The organism is Neorhizobium phenanthreniclasticum (genome assembly GCF_040066075.1).
Classification (GTDB): domain Bacteria; phylum Pseudomonadota; class Alphaproteobacteria; order Rhizobiales; family Rhizobiaceae; genus Neorhizobium; species Neorhizobium petrolearium.
Genome location: NZ_JBEAAL010000002.1, coordinates 1 through 12,698 on the forward strand (window position 1 = coordinate 1; position 12,698 = coordinate 12,698).

Below are 12,698 nucleotides of genomic sequence, written 5' to 3' on the forward strand. Positions count from 1 at the left end.
CCACCCCACCCGAAAAACGAAAAGCAATACGCGGGCGGCAAAACCCGCAAACCTTACCCGCCTATCCCGACTGAGCCCCCTCGACGCGAATCAGAACGTAATCAAAACACAACCCATCCTAGAATGCCCCGCCCCCAACACCGCACCCCCCCAAAATCAGGGGGTCATCGAAATATCACAGGCGATAACAATTGCTGGCTATTCCCGGAGCGGTTCATATCCGCGCATCTGACGCGGAAATCGTTTCGAAAGATGGCCCCCGCGTTTGGCGAGCCAATCAGAAAAAAATGCCAAAGCCCCAGCTTGCGGCTACGGATCTCGGATAAATTTGCGTCGTCTATCAGTTAGGTCATAACCGTGGCATTCGGCGACCCGCTGCGGCCCGCGCTGTTTGCCGGGCAGGTCACCGTGATCTGACCGGTCGGAGGTCCGAAGGCGCCGCGGCACCATTGCTGCCATGATCTGAATAACGGGCATGTCCCGGCTGATTGGTGTCGGCTGGCGCATTTCACCAGGACGTGGATTGGCGGACAAGTCGAGTGGTTTTCAAACTGCGGGATCATCTTCTGCATCCTTTCGAGTGTCGCCATCACGGTTATTGGCTCGTCGACTTTTCGTCGGGCGATGGCAGCGTTTGGCTCTGCCTTCGCCGTGCACTGGACGAAACGATCGACAACGAAAAGCTGCGCGAGATTATCTGGCCACCGGTGGAGCGCCTGGCCCTACACATGCAGAACCGGGAATAGGCCGATGGAAAGACTCGACAATCTGCGTCCGTTGATTCTCTTTGTGAGCGACATGATGGGAGCCATGGGGGTCGCCCTGACGGCGGCGGCAAGCCACGCAGGCGACACGCTGTTTCTGGGTTCCGCCTCCACCATATGCCGGGAACGATCATTTTCGCCGGCGATCTCGTCTGCCGGCATTTTCTTGGTGACCGGCTGTTTGTGATGGCAGCGCCAACCGGCGGAACGACGATGATCCTCGGCTGGCTACTCGTGGCAGCCGGAGCGTTCTTCCGCCGACGTCACGTTTGACCATTGTTCCCTGGAACCCACCTATTTAGATGGGTTGTCGTCGACCGGATTGGGCGTTAGGGCGTGCGGCGAACCTGCGAAACGCGGCGTTCGTTGTGAAGCGCCAGGAAACGTTCGCGCACGATCCGGAACAGCCCAGGCGGAAGCATCCCATAGACGATGCTGGCGGAATCACCAGCAATCGCCGGCCGAAGATCGGGGCCAGACCATGAAAGGACCAGCGATCGGCTCTTCAGATCCCATGGGTCGCGCAAGTCAAATCAATGCGTTCTGAGCGCTCAGTTCCTTCCTGACCGATCTCACCTCCAAATGAGACGAAACGCTTAATGCCGCCATCACGCCGGCGGCTTGCCCCGTTGAAAAAGCGGTGCCCATCACCCTGGAGGAGCCATAGGCAAGCGCATCCGCCCCGGCTACTCTTCCCGCCAGGTAGAGGTTATCCAAATCGACTGCCTGCAAGGCGCCCGGTGGGATGTCCGCGAAGCCGCCGCCGCCAATGTCAATGAACCGGGCGCGCCCTGGCGCCTCATGGACTTCCATGGGCCATGCGGCACGGCCTATCCCATCATCGCGCCGCAGCCCCTGCTCCAATGCCTTGCCAGTTAAGTCCTCCCGGGATCTTGGCCGGCGGGTTTCGCGAATGCCGATTTGCGGTCCTGTGGCCACGATGAAAGCCTTCTCAAAACCGGGCAGTTGGCGCAGAAGATCAAGATTGCGCCACGCTTCCCGTCTCGCCTGCCGCTCCGCCGCGCCGAGGTCGGCTCCCGTCAATCCATCCGTGGCAAGGTCGATCGTCATCCACCAGTAATCCCCGGATATGGGCAGCCGAAACATGACGCCGCCGTCGCGACGATGGATTGGTGTCTGCTGCGACAGGTTATGGTTGGCGATCAGCTGCGCCATGCGCTCCCGGTCGAATGCGATTCCGGGGGCGACGCCGCCGATCCGGACCGGCATGGAGGCCGGCTGAACATGGCGACTGGTGAAACTGTCGACCGTCATGTCCACGCCGGACAGAGATGCAAGTGTCGCCTCGCCGCTTGCATCGACAAAGACATTGGCGCCAATTTCATAGCCTCCGGCATGATCTGTGACGGTGATCGACGTGATGCGGCCGTCGTCGACAGTCGCGCCGGTGACACAGCTGTGCAGCAAGATTGAGACACCGGCTTCCTCCAGCAGTCGATCGCCGGCAAACTTCACTGCTTCCGGATCAAGCAGAATAATCCTGTTGCCGCTCGGCGAAACGAAAGGAGAAATGTCCTGGCCGAGGCTCGCAAGGATATTCAAGAATTGCTCGCCGATGCCGCGGACGGCCACTACAGGCTGCGCTCCCTTCTGGAAGAAGCCGCAATAGGCCAGTACGAGGGAGTTTGCGGCGGCACCACCGAGGAAGCCATATCGCTCGATGAGAACAACTTTGGCACCTATTTTCGCGGCCGCAACCGCAGCGCTCATGCCCGCAGCGCCGCCGCCAACAACAACCACGTCGTATCGCGTATCCCGTGTGACAGTCATCTGGTGGGCTCTCCCCCGATGACGCCCATCGCCCTGCCAAGTGCAAGAAGCTGTGCCTTGGCCATCTCGTGTCCCAACTGGATCTTCAATCCGCGTTGGGCCGCCAGTTTCAGCAATGGGGTCTGCTCCGGACTGGTGACGACATCGGCAACCAATCCGCCTGGCGCCATAAGGCTCATGGCGCTTTCCGGCACCGGCAGGGGATCTGCGACACCCATCCCGCAAGGCGAGGCATTTACCAGGAGGTCAAACGTCTTTTGCGGAATGGAGCCGGCCTTCACGGTAAGATTGGGGAATAGGTCTGCAAGCCGGGCGGCAAGCGTTGCTGCCTGAGCCTCATTGATATCACTGATGAACAGTTCGGATAGACCCGCCTCAGCCAATGCGTGGGCGATCGCACGGCCTGCCGCGCCTGCCCCAACCAGCAGGGCGGATTTTCCGCAGGCGACGAAGCCATTGTCCTTTGCTGCCTGGATAAATCCCTCGCCATCCGTCATATCTCCGGACAACCGGCCGTCGGCGTGTCGCCGGACGACATTTATAGCCTCCAGGAATTGTGCACGTGGGGTCAGCTCATGGATCAGCCGGGCAACCGCGGTCTTGTGGGGGATGGTGACGACAAACCCATCGAGATTTTCCCATCCGCCAACCAACTTGATGAAGTCTTCGACCTGCTCTGACCGCAGGTCGATCGGGATCATCGCTCTGTCTTCGCCGGTGGTTGCGAAATAGGTGTTGAAGTTCACAGGGGATTTTACCTGCTTGATCGGCGTGCCGATCATCGCGACCAAACGGGTGGAACTGCCTATCATCATGGTAGCTTCCTCTTTTTTGGTTGCAGGATAGAAATCCTCAGCCATTGACGCCAATATGGAAACAGATGCACTTCATAAATCGGATTTATGAGCAGGAGTGCAGCGGGGTGGCGAATCCCAAACTCAAGGAACGCCAGATCGAGATCTTTCGCATCGTAATGGCGACGAATTCGCTAACTGCTGCGGCGCGGCATCTGGGTGTTTCGCAGCCCAATTTATCCATCGCCATAAAACGCCTGGAGGATCAGCTCGGCATAGCGCTGTTCGGCCGCATCGGCGGAAAGCTCGTGCCCACGCAGGAGGCTCAGCTCATCTTCGAAGAGGTTGAGCGTGTCCACCAGCAGGCCGAAATGCTTTCGGATTCCATCTATTCCATCGCCCGCGGCAACGCATCGACATTCCGCTTCGGTGCGACACCCAGTATCGGCATGCGGCTCATCCCGAAGGCCTTGAGGCGGCTGCAATTGGCAGGGGCGGCAGGCACCTATTATTGCGATTCGCTTCCGCAGCGGGATATCCGCGACTATCTGCTTTTTGGACGAGGAACATGCGTGGCGACCATTGCCCGGATCGACGACCCGGTTATTGAGACGACCGCGATCGCCGAAGCCGGACTGGTCTGCGTGATGCCTGCCGACCATCGATTGGCGGGCAGAGCATCGATAAGCCCGGCTGAATTGTCGGAGGAGACCCTTATCTCCTTCGGTTCGACCACGACGCATGGCCTTTACATTGACGAGACTTATCGCCGAAGCGGCGCCGTGCGAAATACCGCCGTCTACGTCCATTTCGTCGAGGCCGCGCTGTCCTTCGTCGCCGAGCGGATCGGCGTCACCATACTCGATGCGTTTTCCGCCATAGATTGCGCGACCGCCAGGATGGCGGCCGTTCCGATCGCAAACAGCGTGTCGGTTTCCGCCTATGTTCACACCAGCCGCCTGCGCCCCCGGCCGACCACGGTCGAAAGCCTGATCATGGCGCTTCGCGACGTCGCCTTGAGGGAAAGCAACTTTACCAACGGAATAATCAAACCATGCAACGACCCGTAAACGCACTTTTCCCTGGTTTCGAAAACAAGGTCGTCGAGACGGCCGACGCAAACCTTGCTGTCCTGACAGCCGGCTCCGGTCCGGCGGTTTTGCTTCTGCACGGGTATCCCGAAACCAGAGCTGCATGGCATCGCATCGCGCCTGTCCTTGCCGACGATTATACCGTCGTGGTGCCCGATTTGCCGGGCTACGGAGACAGCGATCTTAAAAGCTCTGCACAAGGCATGGGCTCAAAACGACGCATGGGGCAATGTCTGCGTGACATGATGAAGGCGCTCGGCCACGATCGCTTTGTCACTGTCGGTCATGATCGCGGTGGGCGTGTCGCGTATCGGATGGCCCTCGATTTCCCTCAAGCCGTGACGGCGCTTGTTTCCGTAACCGTGGTGCCCACCCCGGAAATGTGGGAGGGCGCAGGCAAGACGTTTGGATTGGGCGCCTGGCACTGGTTCATGATGGCCCAGCCCGCACCTTTGCCTGAAAAACTGATGGCGGGAGATCCCCGCTTTCTGATCGATCTCACCCTCAACAAGATGGCGAAGGGCATCGAAAAACTAAACCCGTTGGCGCTGGAAGACTATCGGACAGCGTTTGATCGGGCCGAGGTCCGGCATGTGATGTGCGAAGATTATCGGGCGGGCGCCACGGTCGATGAAGAAGACGATCTTGCCGATCGCACCGCAGGCCGCAAGATTGCGGCTCCAGTGCTTGTGTTTTGGGAAGACGGGCGACGTTATGGCGGTGGCCGGGAACCGCTCGACATATGGGCGGACTGGGCGCACATCGTAGAAGGCCGCGGTCTTTCCGGCGGCCATCTGCTGCCGGAGACGCGTGCTGACGAAATCCTCGATCTGCTGCTGCCCTTCTTAGAAAGAAATGCAGATGCCATCACGGGATGACGACGACAGGCCGGTAGCAGCGAAGCCGGTTGACGGCCTGCTCAGCCTCCGCCAGATCGAAGTGTTTCACGCGGTCATGCAGGCCCGTTCGATTACCGGCGCGTCGAAGGTGCTGAACGTCTCGCAGCCTGCATTGAGCAGAACGATCCGCCGCATCGAAGACATACTTGGGATTGCGCTCTTCCTGCGCGATCGCAACGGCCTCGTGCCGACGTCGGAGGCGTTGGAAATTCACGCCGAGATCGATCCGCTGATGCGGCAACTCACAGGCGTCGGGAACCAGATCGGCCGCATCGCCCGCGGCGAGACCGCCATCTTTCGAACGGGTTCGACAGCCAGCGTCGCACGCGCACTGGTGCCTCAGGCATTGAGGGATCTCTCCGTCGAAGTGCCTGGCATCGAGCTCTTCTTCGACGTTCTTCCCGTTGACCAGATAGAGGATTATCTCATAGCCGGCCGCGGCGAAGCCGTGGTGACGATTGCGACCTCAGAGCATCCGTTGATCGCAACCGAAGTGGTCGGGAATGCCGATCTGGTTGCGTGTATCCCCAAAAGTCATCGTCTGGCTGTCGAAACCGTCATCAAGGCCTCGGATCTGGAAGGGGCCGACTTCGTTGCATTTGCAGCCGGCGGCGCTCATCAAAAAGTTGTCGACAGCTTTCTTAATCGTGCGGGTATCAAGGTCAATGCCAAGGCGGTTGCCCGTTTTTCCGACACGGCGTTGGCACTTGCCAACGAGCAGATGGGCATAGTCCTCGTCGATTACCTAACGACGCTTGGCCCGGTCGGCAGCAATCTCGTCATCCGCCCTCTCGACAATGCCCCGCATTTCCAGATTTCGGTACTTTGGAACCGGCGAAGGCCACATTCCGCCAATCTGCGGAAATTGATCGAGATCCTGTCGCGCAAGCTCTCCTGAACTCGGGCATGGTCAAACATGGACGTTAGGGGCGCCATCATGCCCTCAAGGCATGGGAAGCATAATCATTGTTTGTTGTACTCGCTCAATTTGAGTGGCACTGAAAAGATACGACGTCACATAGGCGTCGATAGGAGGAGATTTCCAAGATGAATTTAACCTTGAACCGTCGCCAGGCACTTCTAACCATGGGAGCTGCGGGCGCCGCAGCAGCTTTCGGGATTCCGGCCCGCGCGGCAAGCAGGCGCAATCTCGCGGTCCTCAGTCTTGCCAGCCATGCGCCAAGCTTCATCGCTTACGAGCGCGGCTACTTCAAGGATGCAGGCCTCGACATCGAACTGAAGTTTTTCGAAGCCGCGCAGCCAATGGCTGTGGCGATCGCATCCGGCGATGCCGAGTTCGGCGTTACCGCTATGAGCGGTGGCCTGATTAGCCTCGCCCAGAAGGACGCGGTCAAGGTCGTCGGCGGTGCGTTGACGGAAGAAAAGGGCGTTGTCGGCGCCGTTATTCTGGCATCCAACAAAGCGTATGACGCTGGCCTGACCGACCCCTCGAAATTGGCAGGCAAGAGCTTCGGAATTACCACCGCAGGTTCGTCGTTTCATTTTATGGCGCACAAGATCGCAGCCGCCAACAACATCAAGCTCGCTGATATCCAGCTGCGTCCGCTGCAAAAGCTCGGCGCCATCGTCGGCGCGCTTTCAACCGGTCAGATCGATGCCTGGGCAATCCAGGCGAACGTTGCCAACAAAATGATCCGCGAAGGCGCTGCCAAGAAGATCGGCATCGTATCCGATTATGCGCCTGACTATCAGGTCACGACAGCCTTTACCTCGACGAAGAACGCCAAGGACAACCGATCGCTGACGGAATCCTTCATCAAGGCTTACGCCAAGGCGATCGATGACTACAACGGCGCCTTCGTGGATAAGACGTCGAACGACGAGGAGCGCGACGCTGTGGCGAAGCTCGTCCACAAATATGTGGAAAAGGACAGCCCGTACGACGTTGCCAAGCAGAACCTGATCGAAGGTGCGATGCGCATTAACAAGGGATTGGCTCTGTCGCTCAAAAGCTGCGTCGAACAGCTGGAATGGTTCAAGTCGGAAGACATGGTCAAAGACGCCATCAGCAACGAACAGCTCTTCGATACGTCCTACGTCAAGACGATCTGATCGGCTTGCAACAATATCGGAGGCCCAAAAAGAGCCTCCGGTGGGGACCCCTTATGGATCTGAAGCTCAAGAACATCACTCATCACTACGGCGCCGTGGAAGTTCTACGCGACATCTCGCTCGACATTCCACAAGGCCAGATCGCCTGTCTTATCGGACCTTCCGGCTGCGGCAAGTCCACCCTGCTGCGGTTTCTCGGCGGGCTGGAGCGCCCCTGCGCGGGTGAAGTCCTTCAGGTGGGTCAGCCGCCGAGCGACTGTCTCAACCCGCTTACATATGTTTTCCAGCACTTCGCTCTGCTGCCTTGGCGCACCGTCGAGGGCAACATCAAGCTGGTCCTCGAGGATCATGGGCTGAAGCGCAACGAGATGGACGCGATCGTCGCGGACGTGCTGGAACGCACCCGCCTTTCGGATTTCCGTCACGCCCTCCCCAAGCAATTGTCGGGTGGCATGCGCCAGCGGGTCGCCATCAGCCGCGCGCTGGCGGTGCGCCCAGCAGTGATGCTGATGGACGAACCACTTTCGGCGCTCGACAGCCAGACGCGTGAACTGCTCATGGACGACCTCGTCTCGCTTTGGACGCGCCAGCCGTTCACGTCGGTCTACGTCACGCACAACCTGAACGAGGCTGTCCGGCTTGGTCACCGTGTGATCGTCCTTTCCCGTCGGCCGGGACGTATCCGCGAAATTGTCGATATCGATATTCCGCTGGCGGATCGCCACCTCGGCGACCCGGTTCTCGAGGAAAAGCAGAAGCAGCTCTGGGAGCTGATGCGTGAAGAAGCAATGGCTGCCGACAAGGAATTGGCCGATGTCTGAAGTAACATTGGTTTCAACACAATCTACAGTTGGGGCGGAGCCAAAGAACGAATCCGTAAAGCATGTTCCGTTTCGTGGGGGCGGCTTTTCACCGACGCCCGTACGCGGCATGGCGCTCGCCGTTTTCGTGGCGTTGCTGCTCATCGCGGAGATCGGCACGCGCACCGGGTTCATCTCGAACCTCACCCTGCCCCGTCCTTCCGCGGTCTTCGAAACACTGGTTCAGCTCTGGCAGACCGGCGGTCTCTGGCGGCATCTTCTGCCATCGCTGCAGCGCCTCTTCATCGGCGGAGCCCTCGGTATCGCGGTCGGCATTTCCCTCGGTGTCTTTATCGGTCTGTTCAGCTATGTGCGTGCCGGCCTCGTGCCGCTCGTGGCGGCGCTTTTTCCCATTCCGAAAATCGCCTTGCTGCCGCTTTTCGTCATCTGGTTCGGCATTGATGAGATGTCGAAATATGCGCTCATCGCATTTGGAACCTTTACGCCAACAGTCGTCGCAACCTACGGCGCCGTTGATAACGTCGATCGGACCTTGGTGCGAATGGGACAGAGTTTTGGTCTGAGCTGGTGGTCGATCGTTCGCAAGATCGTGCTTCCTGGAGCCTTCCCAGCCATTCTTTCCGGCCTGCGCGTCTCGATTTCGATTGCCATCATCCTTCTGGTCGCAGCAGAGATGCTTGGCGCGCAATACGGCGTCGGCTCCTATATTTTGGAAGCGGGCTCGCTTTACGATCTCGAAAAGCTCTTTGCGGGTGTCACGATACTTTCTGTACTCGGCCTGATCGTGAACTTCATCATCGGCCAGATTGAACGCCATTTCTTGAGCTGGCGCGGTTAGCCCCCTCGACTTCCGGAGAGACCAAGATGTTGGCACTGCAAAAAGTCCGGCCCGGCGTCGGCGTGGAGTTGCGCACGGTTGAGACACTGGACCTGGTCCCGGCGGGCGAAGTTCTCGTTCGTGTCCATTCCGCTGGGATCTGCGGCACCGACCTGCATATCGCGGAATGGACGGCCGGGTACGAGTCGATGCAAAGCGCTATGCCAGTCACCCTCGGGCACGAGTTTTCAGGGACGATTACGGCAGTCGGCGACGGGCTCGAACCAGCCTTGATCGGCAGGCGCATCACCGCTCGGCCCTCGACGACGTGTGGCACTTGCGCCGCCTGCCTTGCCGGCGATGAGGATAATTGCAGCAATCGAAAAGGCCTTGGCATAAGTCGCAATGGTGCGTTCAGCCAATTCGTCTGCGTCCCCTATAGCAACTGCCATGCTCTTCCAGACAATTTGGATATGGGTATAGCCGCGCTGACCGAGCCGATGACCGTTTGCGCCGAAGCTGTCGCGACGGCAGATGTCCGTCCTGGGCAGAAGATCCTGGTGATTGGGCCGGGCTTCATCGGGCAAGGTATCGCTGTCCTGGCACGTGCCAAGGGTGCCGACGTGGTCGTCATGGGGCGCGATGACGAGCCGAGGCTGGCAGCGCTTCGCGCGATCGGTTTCGAATACTTGGTCGACACAAAGCATGTCACTATTGACGAGACGCTTTCAAAACTGTCGCCCTTCGATGCCATCATCGAAGCAGCGGGCGTGCCCGCCCTCGTGTCAGCAACACTTCCGTATCTCAAAAAACGCGGCATCTTCACGGTCGTCGGAATTCATCCCCAGCCGGCGGAGATCGACTTAGTCAAACTCGTCAGGATGCATCAGCAAATCCGCGGCTCCTACCGCGCTCCGGCTGAGGACTGGGACGCAGTGATCGCCTTTCTTGCGGCCAATCAGGTGATGATGAGCAAACTGATATCGCACCGGCTGCCATTGGCGGATGCTTTGACCGGCTTCAGGGTTGCCCATCAGCGCGTCGCCACCAAGGTCGTTCTGCAGATCGGAGGCGGTGCATGAGCGGCGCGTTTCTGGCTCTCTGGAACAATTATCCCAGCGCCATGACCGAGGAATACGAGGCCTGGCACACATTCGAGCACGTGCCTGAAAGGCTGACGACACCCGGAATGCTGCGCGCCCGGCGCTACGCGTCTTTTCTGGAGCCTGAAAATCGCTACTTCACGCTTTATGAACTCACGGATCTGCGCACCATCGAACACCCGGCCTACATGGATCTGGTCAAGAACCCGACCGTCTGGTCGGCAAAGATGCGCCGGCACTTTTCGAATGTGCTGCGAATTCCAGCAAACAAGCTGGCTTCGGGCGGTCGCGGTATCGGCCGCAGCACCCTGGTTCAGGCGTATTCGGTAAAAAGAACGCGCGCCGAGAATGCCGGCTTGCAACTCGCCAGGAAACTGAGCGACATGGTTGCGAGCGGGACGTTACTGAGCTTTATCATTGGCCTTGCGGAGCCGAACCAGCCGTATGAAGTCTTTGCTCAAGATGCTGAGACCGATGACACCACCTATAATGTGGTTGTTATCGCCGACGGCCTATGCCGGGAGACATTGGAAAGCGCTCACGCCTCGATCAGCGAGACGGCTCTTGACCTCCTGCGTCCGTGCAAATCCTTGCGCGATGAGCTATTCGATCTTGTGGTCGCATATCCCGACAACTCACTTCTTTCTGATCGCACAGCCGTTGCCGCAAGCTCTCAGCTCACGCGTCGCTTTGAATCTTGAGCACTGCTCCTTTATGCCCAATTGACCGCGGCCCTCGCCCCCCGGTCAGCTGGCCGACGAGTTGCGGTTATGGCGGTTCGACCACTCAAAACACCAGGTCTCAGCCGTTGATGTAAGCGGCGTAGAGATCGGCGATGTGCTGCGTGACCGGACCGGGTTGCCCATTGCCGACATGACGACCATCGATACGCGTGACCGGTGTTATTCCGCCAAGCGTTCCGGTCACGAATGCTTCGGACGCGCTATAGACTTCCGCCAGCGTGAAGTCTTTCTGGCGCACCACATGCCCAGCGTCCGAATAGAGCTTGATCACCTTCTTGCGCGTGATGCCGTTGAAATTGTAGCGGCCCGTCGAAGTCCACAGTTCTTCACTGCGAACGATGAAGAAATTGGTGGAATTGCAGCTGGCAACAAAGCCATGCGGATCGAGCATCAACGCTTCGTCGGCGCCACAATTGATTGCCTGAATGAGCGCGTGAATGAAGTTCAGGCGGCTATGGGAGTTGAGCCGCAGATCGAACACATCTGGCGTGCTGCAGCGGATGGTGGAGGTCATCAAGGAGAGACCCTTTGACTTGGATTCCGGCTTCGGGATCTTGAACTCGGCAATAATCACGATTGTGGCCTGTCCCATCGCAAAGCGCGGATCCTGATTCGGCGTCTTCTTCTTGCCGCGCGTCACCATCACGCGTGCATGGGCACCGTCCGTCATGTCGTTTCTTCGGAAGGTCTGCCACAGGGCCTCGGCCAGCTCCTCGCGGGTCATGCCGATGTCGAGCTGGATCGAATTGGCCCCCTCGTAAAGACGGTCGAGATGTTCATCCAGGGCGATGATCTTGCCGTTCACCAGACGAACGCCCTCCCAAACGCCATCGCCCAGGACGAAACCGGCATCGAAGACAGAAACCTTGGCCTCGTCGCGCTTGAAGAATTCGCCGTTCAGGTAGATCAGCACATTATCGTTGCGGTGGTCAGCCACGTAACCCTGGGAGCTGGTATTGCTGGCGGCAACTGCATTCATGTTCATATTCCTTGTAAGTTATCCGGATTCAGAATCCGAATTCGCTAAAGCGTTCGAGAAAGGCGCGCGTTCGTTCCTGCCGGGGGTTCTTCAGAACATCATCGGGCGTGCCCACCTCATGAAACACGCCGTCAGCCAGAAAAATGACCTTGGTCGCGAAGTGATAGGCAAAGCCCAGCTCATGCGTGACGAGAAGCATGGTGCGCCCCTCATCGGCCAACTGGCGAATGACACGCAGAACTTCTCCGACCAATTCCGGGTCCAGCGACGAGGTCGGCTCGTCGAACAGCAGGATTTCCGGCTCCATGGCCAGGGCGCGGGCAATGGCGACACGCTGTTGCTGCCCGCCGGACAGCTTGCCGGGATAGGCATCGAGTTTGGTGCCGAGCCCCACCTTTTCGAGTTCGCGCACGGCCCTCTCCCTCGCTGCAGCATTTCTCATGCCCTTGACGGTCAGCAGCCCCTCCATCACGTTTTCCAGCACGGTCATGTGCGGAAACAGATTGAACTGCTGGAAAACCATGCCGACGCGCTCACGCACCGTGCACAGCTCGGATTCGGGATAACGGCGGGCGCCGTCCGGGCCATGGGGCTTGCCGATCGGCTTGCCGTCCAGCGCAATCGTGCCGCCGCTTGGCATTTCCATGAAGTTCAGGCAGCGCAGAAACGTGCTCTTGCCGGAGCCGCTGCCGCCGATGATGGCGATGCGCTCACCGGCCTCGACGCAAAAGTCGATGCCCTTGAGAACATGCAGATCGCCGAAATACTTCTGCAGATCGGTGACGCGAAGAATGGGCTCGGTCATGGCGGGGTTCTCCTTGGA

13 protein-coding genes and 1 pseudogene are annotated in these 12,698 nt (G+C 58.9%); 10 read left to right on the forward strand and 4 right to left on the reverse strand.

Annotation, left to right across the window (positions count from 1 at the left end):
* Positions 1–635: 635 nt before the first annotated feature.
* Positions 636–746, forward strand: a pseudogene (locus tag ABK249_RS04160) (globin); the annotation flags it as partial.
* A 4-nt stretch (positions 747–750) separates the two neighbouring features.
* The gene (locus ABK249_RS04165; RefSeq protein ID WP_407721354.1) at positions 751–951 is read left to right on the forward strand and encodes a hypothetical protein; all 201 of its coding nucleotides are present in this window, start codon (positions 751–753) and stop codon (positions 949–951) included.
* A 341-nt stretch (positions 952–1,292) separates the two neighbouring features.
* Here ABK249_RS04165 and ABK249_RS04170 read toward each other — a convergent pair whose 3' ends face one another.
* Positions 1,293–2,555, reverse strand: a complete 1,263-nt coding sequence (locus tag ABK249_RS04170) for an FAD-dependent oxidoreductase (RefSeq protein WP_227703573.1) — start codon at positions 2,553–2,555, stop codon at positions 1,293–1,295.
* Positions 2,552–3,370, reverse strand: coding sequence for a shikimate dehydrogenase family protein (locus ABK249_RS04175; RefSeq protein ID WP_227703574.1), 819 nt, complete (start codon positions 3,368–3,370; stop codon positions 2,552–2,554). The genes ABK249_RS04170 and ABK249_RS04175 overlap by 4 nt, the downstream gene beginning before the upstream one ends.
* A 107-nt stretch (positions 3,371–3,477) precedes the next feature.
* Between ABK249_RS04175 and ABK249_RS04180 the strand changes: the two genes are divergently transcribed.
* From ABK249_RS04180 to ABK249_RS04215, 8 genes are all read left to right on the forward strand, one after another.
* Complete coding sequence (locus ABK249_RS04180; RefSeq protein WP_227703575.1) at positions 3,478–4,419, forward strand: LysR family transcriptional regulator; 942 nt, start codon at positions 3,478–3,480, stop codon at positions 4,417–4,419.
* A gap of 89 nt (positions 4,420–4,508) precedes the next feature.
* A complete protein-coding gene (locus ABK249_RS04185) occupies positions 4,509–5,318 on the forward strand; it encodes an alpha/beta fold hydrolase (RefSeq protein ID WP_265105699.1) in 810 nt (269 codons plus the stop codon).
* Positions 5,302–6,237 carry a LysR family transcriptional regulator gene (locus ABK249_RS04190; protein ID WP_161784752.1) on the forward strand — a complete coding sequence of 312 codons (936 nt, stop codon included), beginning with the start codon at positions 5,302–5,304 and terminating at the stop codon, positions 6,235–6,237. Before ABK249_RS04185 ends, ABK249_RS04190 begins: the two co-directional genes overlap by 17 nt.
* Positions 6,238–6,386: 149 nt before the next feature.
* Positions 6,387–7,412: an ABC transporter substrate-binding protein gene (locus ABK249_RS04195; protein WP_210057886.1), complete on the forward strand. Its 1,026-nt coding sequence runs from the start codon at positions 6,387–6,389 to the stop codon at positions 7,410–7,412.
* 53 nt (positions 7,413–7,465) lie between these two features.
* Positions 7,466–8,233 (forward strand): ABC transporter ATP-binding protein, encoded by a 768-nt coding sequence (locus ABK249_RS04200; protein ID WP_227703577.1) that lies wholly within the window; start codon positions 7,466–7,468, stop codon positions 8,231–8,233.
* Positions 8,190–9,071 carry an ABC transporter permease gene (locus tag ABK249_RS04205; protein ID WP_227703578.1) on the forward strand — a complete coding sequence of 294 codons (882 nt, stop codon included), beginning with the start codon at positions 8,190–8,192 and terminating at the stop codon, positions 9,069–9,071. The genes ABK249_RS04200 and ABK249_RS04205 overlap by 44 nt, the downstream gene beginning before the upstream one ends.
* A 26-nt stretch (positions 9,072–9,097) precedes the next feature.
* On the forward strand, positions 9,098–10,132 hold the full coding sequence (locus ABK249_RS04210) for a zinc-dependent alcohol dehydrogenase (protein ID WP_227703579.1): 1,035 nt from the start codon (positions 9,098–9,100) through the stop codon (positions 10,130–10,132).
* Positions 10,129–10,854 carry a hypothetical protein gene (locus ABK249_RS04215; protein ID WP_227703580.1) on the forward strand — a complete coding sequence of 242 codons (726 nt, stop codon included), beginning with the start codon at positions 10,129–10,131 and terminating at the stop codon, positions 10,852–10,854. The genes ABK249_RS04210 and ABK249_RS04215 overlap by 4 nt, the downstream gene beginning before the upstream one ends.
* Positions 10,855–10,954: 100 nt before the next feature.
* Here ABK249_RS04215 and ABK249_RS04220 read toward each other — a convergent pair whose 3' ends face one another.
* Positions 10,955–11,875 carry an aminotransferase class IV gene (locus tag ABK249_RS04220; protein ID WP_037149742.1) on the reverse strand — a complete coding sequence of 307 codons (921 nt, stop codon included), beginning with the start codon at positions 11,873–11,875 and terminating at the stop codon, positions 10,955–10,957.
* A 28-nt stretch (positions 11,876–11,903) separates the two neighbouring features.
* On the reverse strand, positions 11,904–12,680 hold the full coding sequence (locus ABK249_RS04225; RefSeq protein ID WP_037149528.1) for an amino acid ABC transporter ATP-binding protein: 777 nt from the start codon (positions 12,678–12,680) through the stop codon (positions 11,904–11,906).
* Positions 12,681–12,698: the final 18 nt, after the last annotated feature.

Excerpts from the sequence above, each read along its gene's own strand:
- ABK249_RS04165 (WP_407721354.1), top strand. The coding sequence starts at position 751 with ATGGAAAGACTCGACAATCTGCGTCCGTTGATTCTCTTTGTGAGCGAC.
- ABK249_RS04170 (WP_227703573.1), bottom strand. The coding sequence starts at position 2,555 with ATGACTGTCACACGGGATACGCGATACGACGTGGTTGTTGTTGGCGGC.
- ABK249_RS04175 (WP_227703574.1), bottom strand. The coding sequence starts at position 3,370 with ATGATGATAGGCAGTTCCACCCGTTTGGTCGCGATGATCGGCACGCCG.
- ABK249_RS04190 (WP_161784752.1), top strand. The coding sequence starts at position 5,302 with ATGCCATCACGGGATGACGACGACAGGCCGGTAGCAGCGAAGCCGGTT.
- ABK249_RS04195 (WP_210057886.1), top strand. The coding sequence starts at position 6,387 with ATGAATTTAACCTTGAACCGTCGCCAGGCACTTCTAACCATGGGAGCT.
- ABK249_RS04200 (WP_227703577.1), top strand. The coding sequence starts at position 7,466 with ATGGATCTGAAGCTCAAGAACATCACTCATCACTACGGCGCCGTGGAA.
- ABK249_RS04210 (WP_227703579.1), top strand. The coding sequence starts at position 9,098 with ATGTTGGCACTGCAAAAAGTCCGGCCCGGCGTCGGCGTGGAGTTGCGC.
- ABK249_RS04215 (WP_227703580.1), top strand. The coding sequence starts at position 10,129 with ATGAGCGGCGCGTTTCTGGCTCTCTGGAACAATTATCCCAGCGCCATG.
- ABK249_RS04220 (WP_037149742.1), bottom strand. The coding sequence starts at position 11,875 with ATGAATGCAGTTGCCGCCAGCAATACCAGCTCCCAGGGTTACGTGGCT.
- ABK249_RS04225 (WP_037149528.1), bottom strand. The coding sequence starts at position 12,680 with ATGACCGAGCCCATTCTTCGCGTCACCGATCTGCAGAAGTATTTCGGC.